Raw genomic sequence first — 15174 nt, 5'->3', positions numbered from 1 at the left:
TGCACGATCTCGCGAAAGGTGGCGAAGCCGTCACCGCATGGATGTCGGGGGTCGCTTCGCGCGCTTCTTCACTACAGTGCCAGCCGTGGCGGAGCCATCCGGCACGACATGTCCCTGGCTGAATCGTCGCGGATCGGAAGGATTACCCGGACCGTTGTTCTGACAATTGGCGTTCGGATAGTAGAACGCGCAATAGCCGGGTTCGTAGATCACCTGCTGAGCCATCGCAGGTGCCGAGATCACGGCCAACGCGGTCGCCGCGCCAACAAGCCTGTAGATCGACATCGGATTCCTCCTTGTAACGGTCCCGATGAAGACAACCCCGCGCGATCGGAGCGCATTCCTCGCCGCGCCAGTCACACGCGCGTGACGAGGGCTACGCCGTGTCGGGGCTCACCGCTCCGCGCGATAATGGCCGGACTTGCCGCCGCTCTTCTCGACGAGATGGAGGCCTTCGATGCGAACGCCGCGCTCGACCGCCTTGATCATGTCGTAGATCGTCAGGCACGCGACCGACACCGCCGTCAGCGCCTCCATCTCGACGCCTGTCGGGCCGGTGACCTTGACGGTGGCGCGGACGATGCAGCCCGGAAGTTTTTTGTCAGGCGTGATGTCGAGCGTCACCTTGGACAGCGCCAGCGGATGGCACAGCGGGATCAATTCCGATGTGCGCTTTGCCGCCATGATGCCGGCGATGCGGGCCGTGCCCAGCACGTCGCCCTTCTTGGCATTGCCGGAGACGATCAGATCGAGCGTCGCCTTGGCCATGACGACACGCCCCTCGGCGATGGCGGTGCGCTCGGTCGCTGCCTTCGCGGAGACGTCAACCATCCGCGCTTCGCCGGCGGCATCGATATGGGTGAGGGCAGCGCCGCCTCTGGAAGCCTTTCGCGCCATCTGCTAGCCGGTCCCGGTCGCGCGGGCCGTATCGGAACGCGCCAGCAATGCGCGGGTTGCCGCGGTCACATCGGCCTGCCGCATCAGGCTTTCGCCGACCAGGAAGGTCGACATGCCAACGCGTTCGAGGCGCGCGAGATCATCAGGCGTAAAGATACCGCTTTCGCCGACCATCAGGCGATCACGAGGGATCAGCGGCGCCAGCGCCTCGCTGGTCGCAAGCGTGGTCTCGAAGGTCCGTAAGTTACGGTTGTTGACGCCGATCATCGGAGAACGAAGTTTTAGCGCGCGGTCGAGCTCAGTGCGGTCGTGGATTTCGATCAGCACGTCGATGCCAAGCGCAATCGCCGCGTCCTCGATATCTCTGGCGGCGGCATCGTCGAGCGCAGCCATGATGATCAGGACGCAGTCCGCGCCATGGGCGCGGGCTTCCACCACCTGATAGGTGTCGAACAGGAAGTCCTTGCGCAGCACCGGCAGATTGGTTGCCGCGCGCGCCGCCACCATGAAATCGAGATGGCCCTGGAACGAGGGCGCGTCCGTCAGTACCGATAGGCACGCCGCGCCGCCGGCCTCGTAAGCCCTGGCCAGCGCCGGCGGATCGAAATCGGCGCGAATGAGCCCCTTCGACGGCGAGGCCTTCTTTACCTCGGCGATCAGCGCGTAGTCGCCACGGGCGAGTTTTTCCCGAATGACGCGGACGAAGCCGCGTGGTGGCGGGGCCGCTTTCGCCCGAGCCTCGACCTCGGCAAGCGGATGCGCGCGCTTGGCGGCGGCAATTTCCTCGCGCTTGTAGGCCTCGATCTTCGTCAGGATATCGGACATCTCTTACAGCCCCTCAGATCAGCCGCGTGAGACCGCGATCAGGTGCTTCAGCCGTGCCGCCGCCGCGCCGCTGTCGAGCGATTTCGCGCCGATCGCGACGCCTTCCTTCAGGTCCCTGGCACGGCCGGCCACGATCAGCGCCGCCGCGGCGTTCAACAGCGCGACGTCGCGATAGGGGCTGGGCTTGCCGTTGAGCACGCCTTGCAGCGCCAGCGCATTGGCGTCCGCATCGCCGCCCCTAAGCGCGTCGACATTGCAGCAGGTGAGGCCCGCGTCCTCCGGCGTCACCTCGAAGGTGGTGACTTTTCCGTTGTCGAGGCTGGCGACAAAGCTCGGGCCGGTGAGGGTGATTTCATCGAGCCCGTCGGAACCGTGGACGACCCAGACGGATTCAGAGCCGAGATTTTTCAGGACTTGCGCCAGTGGCTGCACCCAGTGCCTGGAGAACACGCCGACCATCTGGCGCTTGACGCCGGCCGGATTGGAGAGCGGCCCGAGGAGATTGAAGATCGTGCGGGTGGCGAGCTCGACGCGGGTTGGGCCGACATTCTTCATCGCGGGGTGATGCGCGGGCGCGAACATGAAGCCGATGCCGGCCTCCTGCACACAGCGGCCGACCTGGTCGGGCGTGAGGTCGATCTTGACGCCGAGGGAGGCCAGCACGTCGGCAGCCCCCGAACGCGACGACAGCGCGCGGTTGCCATGCTTGGCGACGGGCACGCCGGCGCCTGCGACGATGAAGGCCGCGCAGGTCGAGACGTTGACCGAACCGGAGCCGTCGCCGCCGGTGCCGACCACGTCGACCGCGTCCGCAGGCGCCTTGACCCGCAGCATCTTGCTACGCATCGCCGCCACCGCGCCGGTGATCTCGTCGACGGTTTCGCCGCGAACCCTGAGCGCCATCAACAGCCCGCCCATCTGCGAGGGCGTGGCCTCGCCGGACATCATGGCATCGAAGGCGGAGGCTGCCTCGTCACGCGACAGCGTCGCGCCGGTGGCTACTTTTCCGATGATAGATTTGAGGTCGTCCATCGTTTGGCTTTCAAAATCGAGACCTCATGGTGAGGCGGCGTTCTTGCGCCCTCTCCGGACGATGCTTCGCATCGCTCGAAGAACCATGAGGCCCGGCTCTCATCCTTCGAGACGCGGCCAGGTGGCCGCTCCTCAGGATGAGGTGAGTTATTATGCTCAATTGTTCGCGCCCGTCACCTGCGCGAAGGCGGCCGCGTTGATGGAGGTGCCAATCTGGGATTCGATCTTGGTCACGTACTGCGCGATCTGTTCGTCGGTCAGGCCGCGCTGCAACGTCTCCTTCAACTTCTTCAGCTCATCGGAGGCCATGTCGACCGGCGGCACCGTCACGTCGGTCACGCGCAACACGATCCACTCGCTGCCACCGGTGCCCGGCGTCTGCGTGACGCCGTCCTTGGGCGTCCGGAATGCGGCCGTGATGGCGGCGGAGGGCACGCCTGAAAGCGAGGCGTCGCGGCGGAAACCGGTGGCAGTCTCGACCTTTACCCCGGCCGCAGCCGCTTCGGCGGCGAGCGTGCCGCCTTGCTCGACCTTTTGCACCATCTCGGTTGCCTTCGCGCGCAACTTGCTCGAAATCTGGTCTTCGCGCCATTTTGCCTCGACCTGGCTCCGCACCTCGTCGAGTGACCGCTCGCGCGAGGGCGTAATGCCGAGCACGTCGTACCAGACATAGCCGCCGGCAAACTGGATCGGTTCGTTGTCGACGCCGACATCGCTGTTGAAGGCCTGCGAAACCACGTCGAGGCCGCGCGGAACATTCGCCACCGGCTGGCCGTCGGGCGTGCGGCCGGAGCGATCGACGGCCTCGATCGTGACGGGGGTGAGGCCGAGCTTCTGCGAAGCCTCGACCACATTGGCGCCGCCGCTGCGTTCGTCTTCCATCTTGTTCTGGATTTCGTTGACCTTGGCGCGTGCGCGTTCGGTCGCGATTTCCTTCTTCACCTGCGCAGCGACGCTTTCATAGGTCGGCGTCACACCCGGCTCGATCTTGCCGACCTTGACCAGCGCCACGCCGAACCGGCCCTGCACCGGCTGGCTGACTTCGCCTGACTGCAGCGAGAACGCGGTATCCGCAATAGCCGGATCGATGATCGCGTTCTTTGCGATCATGCCGAGATCGACGTCGGCCAGATTGAGGTTGCGCTCCTTGGCGACCTCGTCGAACGATGTTCCGGACGTGATGCGGCTGCGCGCGGCCTGCGCTTCGCCTTCGTTCGGAAAAAACATCTGCGACACTTCGCGCTTTTCCGGCGTCCCGAGCTGGTCGCGGCGCTGCTCGAAGGCCTTCTTCGCATCCTCGTCGGAGACCTCGGTCCACTTGCCGATCTCTTCGGGGCTGATCATGACAAAGGACAGTTTGCGATACTCGGGTGCGCGGAATTGGGTTTTGCGTTCCTCGAAATAGGCTGCCAGCGCTTCGGGCGAAGGCGGATCGATCGTGCCGGCCTGCGCCGAGTCGAGCTTGACGTATTCCATCGAGCGCTGCTCGTTCTGGAAGCGGGCGAGCGCCTCGATCAGGACCTTCGGCGGCTCAGCCCCGGCCGAGACGGCGCCGACGATCTGGCGCCGCAGCCCGACCCGCCGGCGTTCCGCCAGATAACGTTGCTCGGTATAGCCGAACTGCCGGATCGTGGCCTGGAAGCGAGCGGGATCGAATTTGCCGCCCAATCCCGCAAAATTCGGATCGCTGTAGATCTGCCGCATGGCTTCGTCCTGCGATTGGGCAAGCCCCATGCGCCGGGCTTCCTCATCCAGCGCGGCTTCGGCGATGGTCTGTTGCAGCACCTGCCGATCGAGCCCGAAGGCGCGGGCCTGTTCAGGGGTCAGCGGACGGCCGAAACTGCGGCCGAGCTGCTGCAGCCTTTCCGTGTAGATCTGGCGGAATTGCTCCGTCGAAATCTCGGTCTTGCCAATCGTGGCGAGCGACGACTGGCCAAATCCCTTGAAGATGTCGGCAATACCCCAAACTGCGAAACTGACAATCAAAACGCCCATCACGACGGCCATGACAACCTTGCCGAGCCAGTTTGATGAGGCTTTCCGAATTCCTCGAAGCATGGGTCCAACTTGTTTTTAAAGGAGAGGGGGGAACCGGGTCGTGCCCAAGGGAATTCGATCCGGGACCGAATTCCGCAACAAGGCGTCACCGAGTTGAAAACGCATCATAAAGTGGCCGCGCCCCCCTCGCAACCTCGCCCATGCGAGCTATTTGAAGCGGTTAATGGCCCGGGGATCGCCCGACCGGTATCTGGAACTGGCGGCGTGGCTCTGCTAGCGCATCTAGAACGCTGACATTTGCGGGACAATCGACATGACCGATGCCATCCGGCCGCTGATCGCCGGCAACTGGAAAATGAACGGCCTGAAATCTTCCTTGGGTGAATTCGAAGCCATGATCGCCGGTGCAGGTGCGTTGGCCGGCAAGGCCGACCTGCTGGTCTGCCCTCCGGCCACCCTGATCGGCAGCTTTGCCGACAGGGCGCTCGGTTCAAAACTCGCCGTCGGGGCGCAGGATTGCCACGCCAAGGCCTCGGGCGCCCATACCGGCGATCTCTCGGCGGAGATGCTGGCGGATGCCGGCGCCAGTGCCATCATCGTCGGGCATTCGGAGCGGCGTGCCGATCATGGCGAGACCGACGCGTTGGTGCGGCAGAAGGCTGAAGCAGCATGGCGGGCGGGCCTGGTGGCGATCGTCTGCATCGGCGAGACCCAGAAGCAACGCGATGCCGGCCAGACGCTGGATGTCTGCGGCGGGCAACTCGCCGGTTCGCTGCCGGACGGCGCGACATCAGCCAATCTGGTGGTGGCCTATGAGCCGGTCTGGGCGATAGGCACCGGTCTGACGCCGACACCAAAAGATGTCGAACAAGTTCATCGCTTTATCCGCGATGTTCTCATCAGCCGATTTGAGGCCGAAGGCAGCAAGATCCGGATTCTCTATGGCGGATCGGTCAAACCTTCCAATGCAGCGGAACTGATGGCGGTCGCCGATGTGAACGGCGCATTGGTTGGTGGCGCCAGCCTGAAAGCTGTGGACTTTCTGGCGATTGCGGAGGCGTGTTAGAGCGTTTTCAAGCGAAGTGGGGACCGGTTCGCGTCAAGAAAATGCGTCTATTCAAAAAGTCTCAGGCGGGCACGCCTTCCTGCAACCGCTTCCAGTAGATCAGCGTGCCCGTCAGCCCGCCATAGGGTTTGAGCGCGTAGTCCGGAATGACCCCGGTTAGCTTGAATCCCATCTGCTCATATAGTCCGGCCGCGCCTTCGTCCTCGGCGGTGTCGAGCACCAGCAACCAGCGCCCGCGCGCGATCGCCAACCGCTCGGCCTCGCGCAGCAGCGCTGTGGCGATCCCGCGGTGGCGGTGACTGACACGCGTCATCATCTTTGCGATCTCGGCGCGATGCGGCTGGTTCGGCGGCAGATTGAGCAGCAGCGTAACAGTGCCGATCAGGTCATCGCCATCAAACGCGCCGAGCACGATGCGCTCGCCGCGGCCGGCAGATGCAAGCGAGTCGCGCCAGAACGCTTCTGCTGCCGCCAAGGGCAGAGGGTGCATGAAGCTGACCGAGCCACCATGCGCGACGGTCTCCACCAGCATTTCGCTCAACGCGGTCCAGACGACGGGCGAGGACGTCAGCGCTTCGATCCTGATCGGCGACATCCTCAGCTCCGGGCTAGCGCTACGACATAGACGCAAGGAGATGTCGTCTCGTTGGCGAACGTCACTTCCGCCGGCGGACCGAATCCGAGGCAGTCGCCGGGCCCGAGTTCGTGGCGTTCACCGCCATCGATGAGCACGAGCGCGCCCGACAACACCCAGAGGACCTGGCGGATGTGGGCGTAGGACGACGCGGGCAGCGTCACGCGCTGCTTCGGCGGCATCTCGACCTTGACGACCTCGATGGGGTGATCGGGCCGGTTGAACACCTGCCGGCGCAAATAGCCGGTCTCGGGATCGCGCCACACCGGTTGCTCGGCGGCGCGCGAAAGACGCCCGCCCTGGCCTTCGGCGCGCAGCATCAGGCCGGCGAGGGTGAGATCGAAGGCGCTGGCGAGCCGAACCAGCACCACCGCGGTCGGGCTGACTTCGGCGCGCTCGATCTTGCTGATGGTGGCTTTTGATACGCCGGAGCGTTCGGCGAGATCTGCCAGCGACCAGCCGCGGCTGTCGCGTTCGAGCCGCAGGCGGTGGGCGAGCCGGGCGCTGAGATCGTCTGCTAAAGTATCCATTTGTCTATTATAAGAGAAATTGTCGCGATCTCAAGTGCCGGATGCGATCATCGGGCGGGAGGCGTGGGCAGCCTTGCCGTGGCGCCTGCGGCAATTATCTCCACGGCGGCGGTTGGGGGTGACAATGCCCCGTCCGATCGTGTAACACCGCGCAACTTCAGGAAAACCCGCAAGCTCTTGGTGCAGCCGAAGCCCGGCGCTCTTCGCTTGTGACGGAAGGTTTTGAGATGCAGACCGTCATTATCGTCGTTCACCTCATGATCGTCGCCGTGCTGATCGGCGCGGTGCTGCTGCAGAAATCCGAAGGCGGCGGCCTCGGCATGGGCGGCGGCGCCGGCTTCATGTCGAGTCGTGGCACCGCCAACCTGCTGACTCGCACCACGGCAGTCCTGGCGGGCCTTTTCTTCGTGACCAGCATGACGCTGGCCTGGCTCGCGGGCGTTGATCGCAAGCCCGCGTCGATCCTCGGTACACCGGCGACGCAGTCCCAGCCGGGTGGCGCGACGCCGGTCGCTCCGCCGACCTCCGGCGGCGTGCTCGATACGCTTAAGAAGGTGGATGAGCAGCAGGGCCAGTCGGGTCCGCAGGCGCCGCGTTCGCAATAAAGCAGGGTGGCCATGCAGGGCGGCCCTCTACCGGCCTGCATCAGAATTTCCCATCAATGCTCTGAAATCGCTTTAAAATTCACGTCACCCACAGGCCGGCAAAATGTTTGCCCGTGCATGCGATTCGTTTTGGAGAATCGGGGCTGTGGCCTTAAAGGTAGAATCCCATGGCGCGGTACATATTCATCACCGGCGGCGTGGTTTCTTCGCTCGGAAAGGGTCTGGCTTCGGCGGCACTCGGTGCCCTGCTGCAGGCTCGCGGGTACAAGGTCCGTCTCCGCAAACTCGACCCTTATCTCAACCTCGATCCCGGAACGATGTCGCCGTATCAGCACGGCGAAGTGTTCGTGACCGATGACGGCGCCGAGACCGATCTCGATCTCGGCCATTACGAGCGCTTCACCGGGCGTCCGGCGACCAAGGCCGACAACATCACCACCGGGCGCATCTACCAGGACATCATCACCAAGGAACGCCGCGGCGATTATCTCGGCGCGACCATCCAGGTCGTCCCGCACGTCACCAACGCGATCAAGGAATTCGTTCTCTCCGGCAATGATGAGTACGACTTCGTGCTGGTCGAGATCGGCGGCACCGTCGGCGACATCGAGGGCTTGCCGTTCTTCGAGGCGATCCGTCAGCTCAAGAACGAGCTGCCGCGCGATCACGCCGTCTACATTCATTTGACGTTGCTGCCCTACATTCCGAGCGCCGGCGAGCTGAAGACAAAACCGACGCAGCACTCCGTGAAGGAGCTGCGCTCGATCGGCATCCAGCCCGATATCCTGTTGTGCCGCACCGACCGTGAAATCCCGAAGGAAGAGCGACGCAAGCTCGGCCTGTTCTGTAACGTGCGCGAAAGCGCCGTCATCGAGGCGAGGGACGTCGACAACATCTATGCCGTCCCCGAGGCCTATCACGCCGCAGGTCTCGACGACGAGGTGCTGGCCGCCTTCGGCATCACGCCAAAAATTCCGCCGGCGCTGCAAAGCTGGAACGTCATCAACGAGCGCGTCCGTAACCCGGAAGGCGCCGTGACGATTGCCATTGTCGGCAAGTACACCGGCATGAAGGACGCTTATAAATCGCTGATCGAGGCGCTCTCCCATGGCGGCATCGCCAACAAGGTGAAGGTCAATCTCGACTGGATCGAGAGCGAGGTGTTCGAGAACGAAGATCCCGCGCCGTTCCTCGAACATGTCAACGGCATTCTGGTGCCCGGCGGCTTCGGCCAGCGCGGCGCCGAGGGCAAGATCCGCGCGGCGCAGTTCGCCCGTGTTCGCGACGTTCCGTATTTCGGCATCTGCTTCGGCATGCAGATGGCGGTGATCGAAGCCGCCCGCAATCTCGTCGGCATCGAGGAAGCCAACTCCACCGAGTTCGGCCCGACCAAGGAGCCGCTGGTCGGACTGATGACGGAATGGCTGCGTGGCAACGAGTTGGAGAAGCGCTCGCAGTCCGGCGATCTCGGCGGCACCATGCGGCTCGGCGCTTACCCCGCGACGCTCAAGCGCGGCAGCCGCGTCTCGGCCGTCTATGGAGGCGCCACCGAGATTTCCGAACGCCACCGCCACCGCTACGAGGTCAACACCGCGTACAAGGACCGACTCGAACAGCACGGCCTGCGCTTCTCAGGCCTTTCGCCCGACGGCGTGCTGCCGGAGATCGTCGAATACGAGGACCATCCCTGGTTCATCGGCGTGCAATTCCACCCCGAGCTGAAGTCGCGGCCTTTTGAGCCCCATCCGCTATTTGCATCGTTCATTCAGGCCGCGGTGGTGCAGAGCCGGCTGGTCTAGACCTGCTTGCGGAATCGTAGGGTTGGCAAAGGCGCAATTGCGCCGTGCCCACCATCTATCCGCAATAATCCCCCGTGAATGGTGGGCACGCTGCGCTTTGCCCACCCTACGGCTATGCCCCCGCCTTTGACGAATGCGTCAATTATTGCGACAAACCGCTCCCGTTACCGCAAGAACAATAACCTTGGGAGCAAAGCTGATGATCATGGAAATGCGCGTCTATCGCTGTCTGCCGGGCCGCCTGCCGGCGCTGATGAAGCGTTTTGATACGCTGACGCTGAAGCTGTGGGACAAGCACGGCATCAAGCAGGCCGGCTTCTACACCACGCTGATCGGCACCTCCAATCAGGAGCTGACCTATTTCATCGCCTGGGACTCGCTCGCCGAACGCGAGAAGAAATGGACCGCATTCCAGTCTGATCCCGACTGGATCGCCGGCCGCGCTAGAAGCGAGGAGGACGGCCAGATCATCGACAACATCGTCAGCCAGCTCTTGGTGCCGACGGCGTTCTCCGCGGTAAAATAGTCGCGGGCGCAACCCTTATATTCGGGGCTTAAACGGGGTTGATCCTGAAAGCGCGGACCGGCATGGTCCGCGCCAGTTATGAAGGAAAATCCCTTGAACGCGAAACCCAACGCAGCCCCGGTCGTCTCGGTCGGTCCGGTCAGATTCGGCAATGATCTGCCGATTTCGATCATTGCCGGACCATGCCAGCTCGAAAGCCGTGCGCACGCCCTCGAAGTGGCGACTGCGCTGAAGGAGATCGCAGGCCGGCTCGGCATAGGCATCGTCTACAAGACCTCCTTCGATAAGGCCAATCGAACGTCGGGCTCGGCCGCGCGCGGAATTGGCTTGGCGCAGGCCTTGCCGATCTTCGCCGAGATACGCTCCTCGCTCGGTTTACCCGTGCTGACCGACGTGCACGAGACCGCCCAATGCGCCGAGGCGGCAGAGGCAGTCGATGTGCTGCAGATCCCGGCCTTCCTGTGCCGGCAGACCGATCTGCTGCTTGCGGCGGCCGCGACCGGCAAGGTCGTCAACGTCAAGAAAGGCCAGTTCCTCGCGCCGTGGGAGATGACCAACGTCGTCACCAAGATCACCGGCGGCGGCAATCCGAACGTGCTGGTTACCGAACGCGGCGCGTCGTTCGGCTACAACACGCTGGTCTCCGACATGCGTGCGCTGCCGATCATGGCGCAGACGACGGGTGCGCCCGTCATTTTCGACGCCACCCATTCGGTGCAGCAACCGGGCGGGAAGGGCACCTCGTCTGGCGGCCAGCGCGAATTCGTTCCGGTGCTGGCGCGCGCCGCGGTCGCCGTCGGCGTCGCCGGTGTGTTCATCGAGACCCATCCTGATCCGGACCGCGCGCCGTCGGATGGACCCAACATGGTGCCGCTGCGCGAGTTCGAATCCTTGGTGAAGACGCTGATGGGTTTTGACGCGCTGGCCAAGAACGCCCCGTCGTGACCGTCGCCAGCGCCATGCCGCCGGCGCTCAACATCATTGCGCTCGCGACCTTTTCGGCAGCCCTGTCTGCCCGCGCGCTCGATCCGGTGTTGCCGCACGTGGCCGAGGATTTTTCCGTCAGCATCGCCACAGCCGCGAGTTTCGCCGCCGCCTTCGCCTTCACCTTTGCCGTGATCCAGCCGGTGCTTGGCGCCTTTGCCGACATTTTCGGCAAGGCGAGGCTGATGATCGTCTGCCTGGCATTGCTCGGCTTCGCCAACATTCTCGGCGCGATGGCGACCTCGTTCCCGCTATTGTTTGCGAGCCGAATTCTGGCCGGCATCGGTTCGGGCGGCGTGTTTCCGATCGCGCTGGGGCTGACCAGCGATCTCGTTGGTGCCGAGAAGCGTCAGGTCGCGATCGGGCGTACGCTGGCTGGCGCCATGACCGGCAATCTTCTGGGCGCTACGGTGTCCGGCCTGATCGGCGATTTCCTCGGCTGGCGCGGCGTGCTGGCTGTGCTCGGTGGGATCGTCGTGCTGGCCTCGATCGTGGTTGCGATCGGATTCCGCGGCGCGGCGCTGACACATCCGCCCCGGACCAGCCTGTCAGCCCTCAAACAGGGCTATCGCACGATTTTCACCAACCCGAACGCGCGCATCTGCTACGCGGCCGTCTTTATCGAAGGCTGCTGCGTGCTCGGCTTGTTTCCGTTCATTGCCTCTTTCTTGTTCGACCTCGGACAAACCTCGCTGTCGATCGCGGGCATCGTTATCGCGGGCTTTGCGGTCGGTGGCCTGTTCTACACCATGACAGTGTCGCGGCTTCTGCCGAAGATCGGCGTCAACGGGATGATGATCGGAGGAGGCACGCTGGTCGGTGTCCAGCTCATAGCAGTGGCGATGGGTCCGGAATGGAAGTTGCAAACGCTCAGCCTGATCTTCATGGGCTGGGGTTTCTACATGATCCACGGCAGTCTGCAGGTATTTGCCAGCGAATTGTCGGCGGAGGCGCGCGCGACTGCACTGTCGTTGCACGCGTTCTTTTTCTTCATGGGGCAGACCGTCGGCCCGATCGCTTACGGTTTCGGCATCCAGCATGCCGGGAAGGTCCCAACCTTGCTCGCGGCGGCGGCCGTGATGATCGCGCTAGGCTTTGTCTGTGCCAAACTGCTGCGCCAGACGCGGCCGGCGGATGCGGCGGTGAAGTAGCGCCGGCGCCGGTCTAAAACAATCCGACGATGCGCTCGATAAGATAGACCGCCGTGACATAGCCTTCTTGTCGTAACCGGTCCGGATGTCGACGCAGGGCCGGGATTTCGACCTCGGGACGACCTTAAAATGTAAGAAAACGGGACTCGCTCGCCGCCATATCCTTCGGAGCGGCTGTATGCTTGGGAGTCTGTGATAAAGATTGCCGGTGGACCGCCGAAGCAATGCAGTTTTTGACTTTCTTTTGTATTGGTACCAGCGATGATTGTCCGAGAACGTTTTCGCGGCCTTTTCCAGAAGTACTTGCTCGTGCTGTTTATGGCCGTCGCGATTCCGCTCGCGGTTAACGGTATTATCGAAGCCTGGTTTGGCTATCGCGACCAGCGAGCGAGGCTTGATCAGTTGCTTGGCGTTCAAGCAACGTCTGCCGCGGCCGAAATCCATGACTTCATCTTCGGCATCACAAACCAGCTCGGCTGGTTTGTCCAGGTTCCCTGGAGCGACGAGCCAGACGAACGTCGGCGGACCGAGGCGTTGCGCTTGCTTCGGCAAGCTCCTGCCATCGTCGATCTGGCGCTCATCGATCACAAGGGCCTGGAACGCCTCTATGTCTCACGGATCGGGCTCAATCGAATTGAAAGCCGCGCGGACCGATCCGCTGATCCTGCGGTAGTTGGCGCCCGCTCGGCACAAGTCTGGTTCAGCGATGTAAGCTACCATCGAGGCTCTGAACCACATCTGACGGTTGCGGTGGTTGGCAACCGCCCATCGGTCGGCGCGGTTGTCGCGGAAGTCAATCTCAAGCTGATCTGGGATGTGATTTCAGCGATAAAAGTGGGAAAGAGTGGCTTTGCCTTCGTCCTGGACCGACCGGGTCGGCTCATTGCGCATCCCGACATCAGTCTTGTCCTCCGTGGGGCGGAGGAAGCGACCTCCAAGCCGTTCCGTATCATACGCGACGCAATCGGCCCGGCGGGGGCAGGCTTTGCGACGAGCCGAGATGCGGAAGGCCGTGAGATTGCCGCCGTCGCTGCTCCCGTTGCGGGCCCCGATTGGACAGTAATAGTCGAACAGCCGCTGTCTGAAGCCTACGCGCCCATCTATGCAGCCTTATGGCGGACCGCGACGCTTCTCGCCGCGGGTACGATATTTGCCGCGCTGCTTGCCTACGCATTGGCGCACCGGATGACCGAACCGATAAGGGTTTTGGAGGAAGGGACTGAGAAAATCGGGGCCGGCTCTTTCGATCACCGCATTTCCATCGAGACCGGAGACGAGTTTCAGCGTCTGGCAAACAGCTTCAACAAGATGGCTGCCGAGTTGGCGCTGGGGCAGGAGCACCAGGAACGCATAGCGAAGCTCAAGCGATTCCTCGCACCGCAGGTGGCCGACCTCGTCGATCGAGCGGGCGACGACAGTGTATTGGACGGGCGCCGCGCAGAGGTCGTCGTTATATTTTGCGACTTGCGAGGCTTCACCGCATTTTCCGCAGCACTTGCACCCGAGGAAGTCATGAACGTGCTGTCGGAGTACTATGAGGTGCTTGGCAGAGCCATTACGCAATTTGAGGCGACACTCATCAGTTTCTCGGGAGACGGCCTTATGGTTCTCGTGAACGCTCCCGTGCCCGTTGAAGAACCGGCACTAAGGGCTGTCGATCTGGCCGTAGAGATGCAGAAGAGCGTGCAGCGACTCATCGCCGGCTGGCGATCCCGAGGCTACCAGGTTGGCTTCGGGATCGGTCTTGCCAGCGGGGCAGCGACCGTTGGACGGATCGGATACGCGGACCGGTTCGATTACACCGCCATCGGCAGTGTGGTGAACCTGGCGGCACGTCTATGCGCATCGGCGGCAGACCGGGAAATCCTGATAGACGCTGAAGTCGCCGAACGCGTTAGGGGCAAGCGTCCCCTGGAGCGACTTGGCGACCGCCAAATCAAGGGATTTGACGAAGCTATTCCGGTATTCGGAATTTCCTTCGACACCGTGGCCGACATCAAGCCGCAGGGGTCTGGCGTAATCCGTTAGGGACTAGGTCAACTTCACGGGATATGCTGGGGGCGGCGTCCGAAACACGGCCAATCGGTGAAAGCATGACGAGCGCCAAGTTCAACGCAATGACGTCCGGCAGATGCGTCAGGCGACGAGACTTGCTTGCGTTGATGGCGGGCGCCGCCGCTTGGACAACCCCGCTACATGCGCAGAAGGCAACGATGCCGGTCATCGGCTATCTCTGCGCGGAATCTCCCGAGCTGTTTGCCAGCCGGCTGAAGGCTTTCCATGAAGGACTTCGTGAAGCTGGCTTTGTCGAAGGCCGCAATGTCGCCATCGACTATCAGTGGGCCCAAGGGCAGTACACCCGATTGCCTGCCCTGGCTGCCAACCTCGTTGCGCGCAATGTCGACATTGTCGTCGCGCCCGGCGGCGCGCAGGTGGCACTCGCTGTGAAAGCTGCTGCCTCCAACAATGCAATCGTCTTTGAGATGGGTGGCGACCCCGTTCAGTTGGGTGTCGTGGACAGCCTATCGCGGCCGGGCGGCAATATCACGGGGGTTTCGAGCCTGAGCGTCGACGTGTCGCCGAAACGGCTTGAGCTGATGCATGAAGTGCTGCCAGTCGCGGCAAAACTGACGGTGGTCGCCAATCCTACGAGCCCAACCGCCAATTCACAATTGCGGAAGCTGCGTTCGGCCGCCGAAACCTTGGGGATCCTTCTGCAGGTGGTGAACGCAAGTACCGAGAAGGAATTCGAACCGATTTTCTCTGGCGCGGCCAAGGAAGCGGGCGGGCTCGTCTTTACATCGGACCCCTATTTTGCATTCCGCAGCAGACAGTTGGCCGAACTCGCAATGAAATATCGCGTGCCGGCAATTACTCAGTCCCGGGACTTCCCCATGGCAGGCGGCTTGATGAGCTATGGGGGAGACTTTGCGCAATCGCATCGACGCGCGGGCATGTATGCCGGGCGGATCCTGAAAGGCGAGAAGCCCTCCGACCTTCCGGTACAGCTTGTCACCAAGGTGGAGTTCATCATCAACATGAAGGCGGCGAAGCTATTGGGGCGGGAGTTCTCGCCTTCATTCGTCAGCGGTGCTGATGAGGTGATTGAGTGAGAGATCCGTTCCCG

General features: G+C 62.9%; 15 protein-coding genes. 8 read left to right on the top strand and 7 right to left on the bottom strand.

What is annotated here, in order from left to right; genetic code table 11:
• Positions 1-30: 30 nt before the first annotated feature.
• The 5 genes from V1290_RS02810 to V1290_RS02790 all read right to left on the bottom strand — a co-directional run bounded on the left by V1290_RS02810 (position 31) and on the right by V1290_RS02790 (position 4812).
• Entirely contained in the window at positions 31-285 is a 255-nt protein-coding gene (locus V1290_RS02810; RefSeq protein ID WP_334362898.1) for a hypothetical protein, read from the bottom strand.
• A 108-nt stretch (positions 286-393) separates the two neighbouring features.
• Positions 394-897 (bottom strand): cyclic pyranopterin monophosphate synthase MoaC, encoded by a 504-nt coding sequence (gene moaC / locus V1290_RS02805; protein ID WP_334362897.1) that lies wholly within the window; start codon positions 895-897, stop codon positions 394-396.
• A gap of 3 nt (positions 898-900) precedes the next feature.
• Positions 901-1722, bottom strand: a complete 822-nt coding sequence (gene trpC / locus V1290_RS02800) for an indole-3-glycerol phosphate synthase TrpC (protein WP_334362896.1) — start codon at positions 1720-1722, stop codon at positions 901-903.
• 18 nt (positions 1723-1740) lie between these two features.
• On the bottom strand, positions 1741-2754 hold the full coding sequence (gene trpD, locus V1290_RS02795) for an anthranilate phosphoribosyltransferase (RefSeq protein WP_334362894.1): 1014 nt from the start codon (positions 2752-2754) through the stop codon (positions 1741-1743).
• A gap of 156 nt (positions 2755-2910) precedes the next feature.
• A complete protein-coding gene (locus tag V1290_RS02790) occupies positions 2911-4812 on the bottom strand; it encodes a peptidylprolyl isomerase (protein ID WP_334362893.1) in 1902 nt (633 codons plus the stop codon).
• A gap of 253 nt (positions 4813-5065) precedes the next feature.
• On the opposite strand from V1290_RS02790, the gene tpiA reads away from it, so the two are divergent.
• A complete protein-coding gene (gene tpiA, locus V1290_RS02785; protein ID WP_334362892.1) occupies positions 5066-5818 on the top strand; it encodes a triose-phosphate isomerase in 753 nt (250 codons plus the stop codon).
• A gap of 61 nt (positions 5819-5879) precedes the next feature.
• On the opposite strand, the gene V1290_RS02780 is transcribed toward tpiA, so the two are convergent.
• Entirely contained in the window at positions 5880-6413 is a 534-nt protein-coding gene (locus tag V1290_RS02780) for a GNAT family N-acetyltransferase (protein WP_334362891.1), read from the bottom strand.
• A 2-nt stretch (positions 6414-6415) separates the two neighbouring features.
• A complete protein-coding gene (locus V1290_RS02775) occupies positions 6416-6982 on the bottom strand; it encodes a helix-turn-helix domain-containing protein (protein ID WP_334362889.1) in 567 nt (188 codons plus the stop codon).
• 227 nt (positions 6983-7209) lie between these two features.
• On the opposite strand from V1290_RS02775, the gene secG reads away from it, so the two are divergent.
• From secG to V1290_RS02740, 7 genes are all read left to right on the top strand, one after another.
• Positions 7210-7587: a preprotein translocase subunit SecG gene (secG, locus tag V1290_RS02770; protein WP_065729197.1), complete on the top strand. Its 378-nt coding sequence runs from the start codon at positions 7210-7212 to the stop codon at positions 7585-7587.
• 167 nt (positions 7588-7754) lie between these two features.
• Positions 7755-9386 (top strand): CTP synthase, encoded by a 1632-nt coding sequence (locus tag V1290_RS02765; RefSeq protein ID WP_065747222.1) that lies wholly within the window; start codon positions 7755-7757, stop codon positions 9384-9386.
• 199 nt (positions 9387-9585) lie between these two features.
• Positions 9586-9912: an NIPSNAP family protein gene (locus tag V1290_RS02760; protein WP_334362888.1), complete on the top strand. Its 327-nt coding sequence runs from the start codon at positions 9586-9588 to the stop codon at positions 9910-9912.
• Positions 9913-9990: 78 nt separating this feature from the next.
• Positions 9991-10857 carry a 3-deoxy-8-phosphooctulonate synthase gene (gene kdsA / locus V1290_RS02755; RefSeq protein ID WP_442894960.1) on the top strand — a complete coding sequence of 289 codons (867 nt, stop codon included), beginning with the start codon at positions 9991-9993 and terminating at the stop codon, positions 10855-10857.
• A 14-nt stretch (positions 10858-10871) separates the two neighbouring features.
• On the top strand, positions 10872-12047 hold the full coding sequence (locus V1290_RS02750) for an MFS transporter (protein ID WP_334368913.1): 1176 nt from the start codon (positions 10872-10874) through the stop codon (positions 12045-12047).
• Positions 12048-12308: 261 nt separating this feature from the next.
• Complete coding sequence (locus V1290_RS02745; protein WP_334362885.1) at positions 12309-14075, top strand: adenylate/guanylate cyclase domain-containing protein; 1767 nt, start codon at positions 12309-12311, stop codon at positions 14073-14075.
• Between the two features lie 134 nt (positions 14076-14209).
• Complete coding sequence (locus tag V1290_RS02740; RefSeq protein ID WP_334368912.1) at positions 14210-15160, top strand: ABC transporter substrate-binding protein; 951 nt, start codon at positions 14210-14212, stop codon at positions 15158-15160.
• Positions 15161-15174: the final 14 nt, after the last annotated feature.

It is taken from the genome of Bradyrhizobium sp. AZCC 1578 (assembly GCF_036924675.1).
Taxonomy (GTDB): Bacteria; Pseudomonadota; Alphaproteobacteria; order Rhizobiales; family Xanthobacteraceae; genus Bradyrhizobium.
This window is presented reverse-complemented; position numbering and strand designations above follow the sequence as displayed.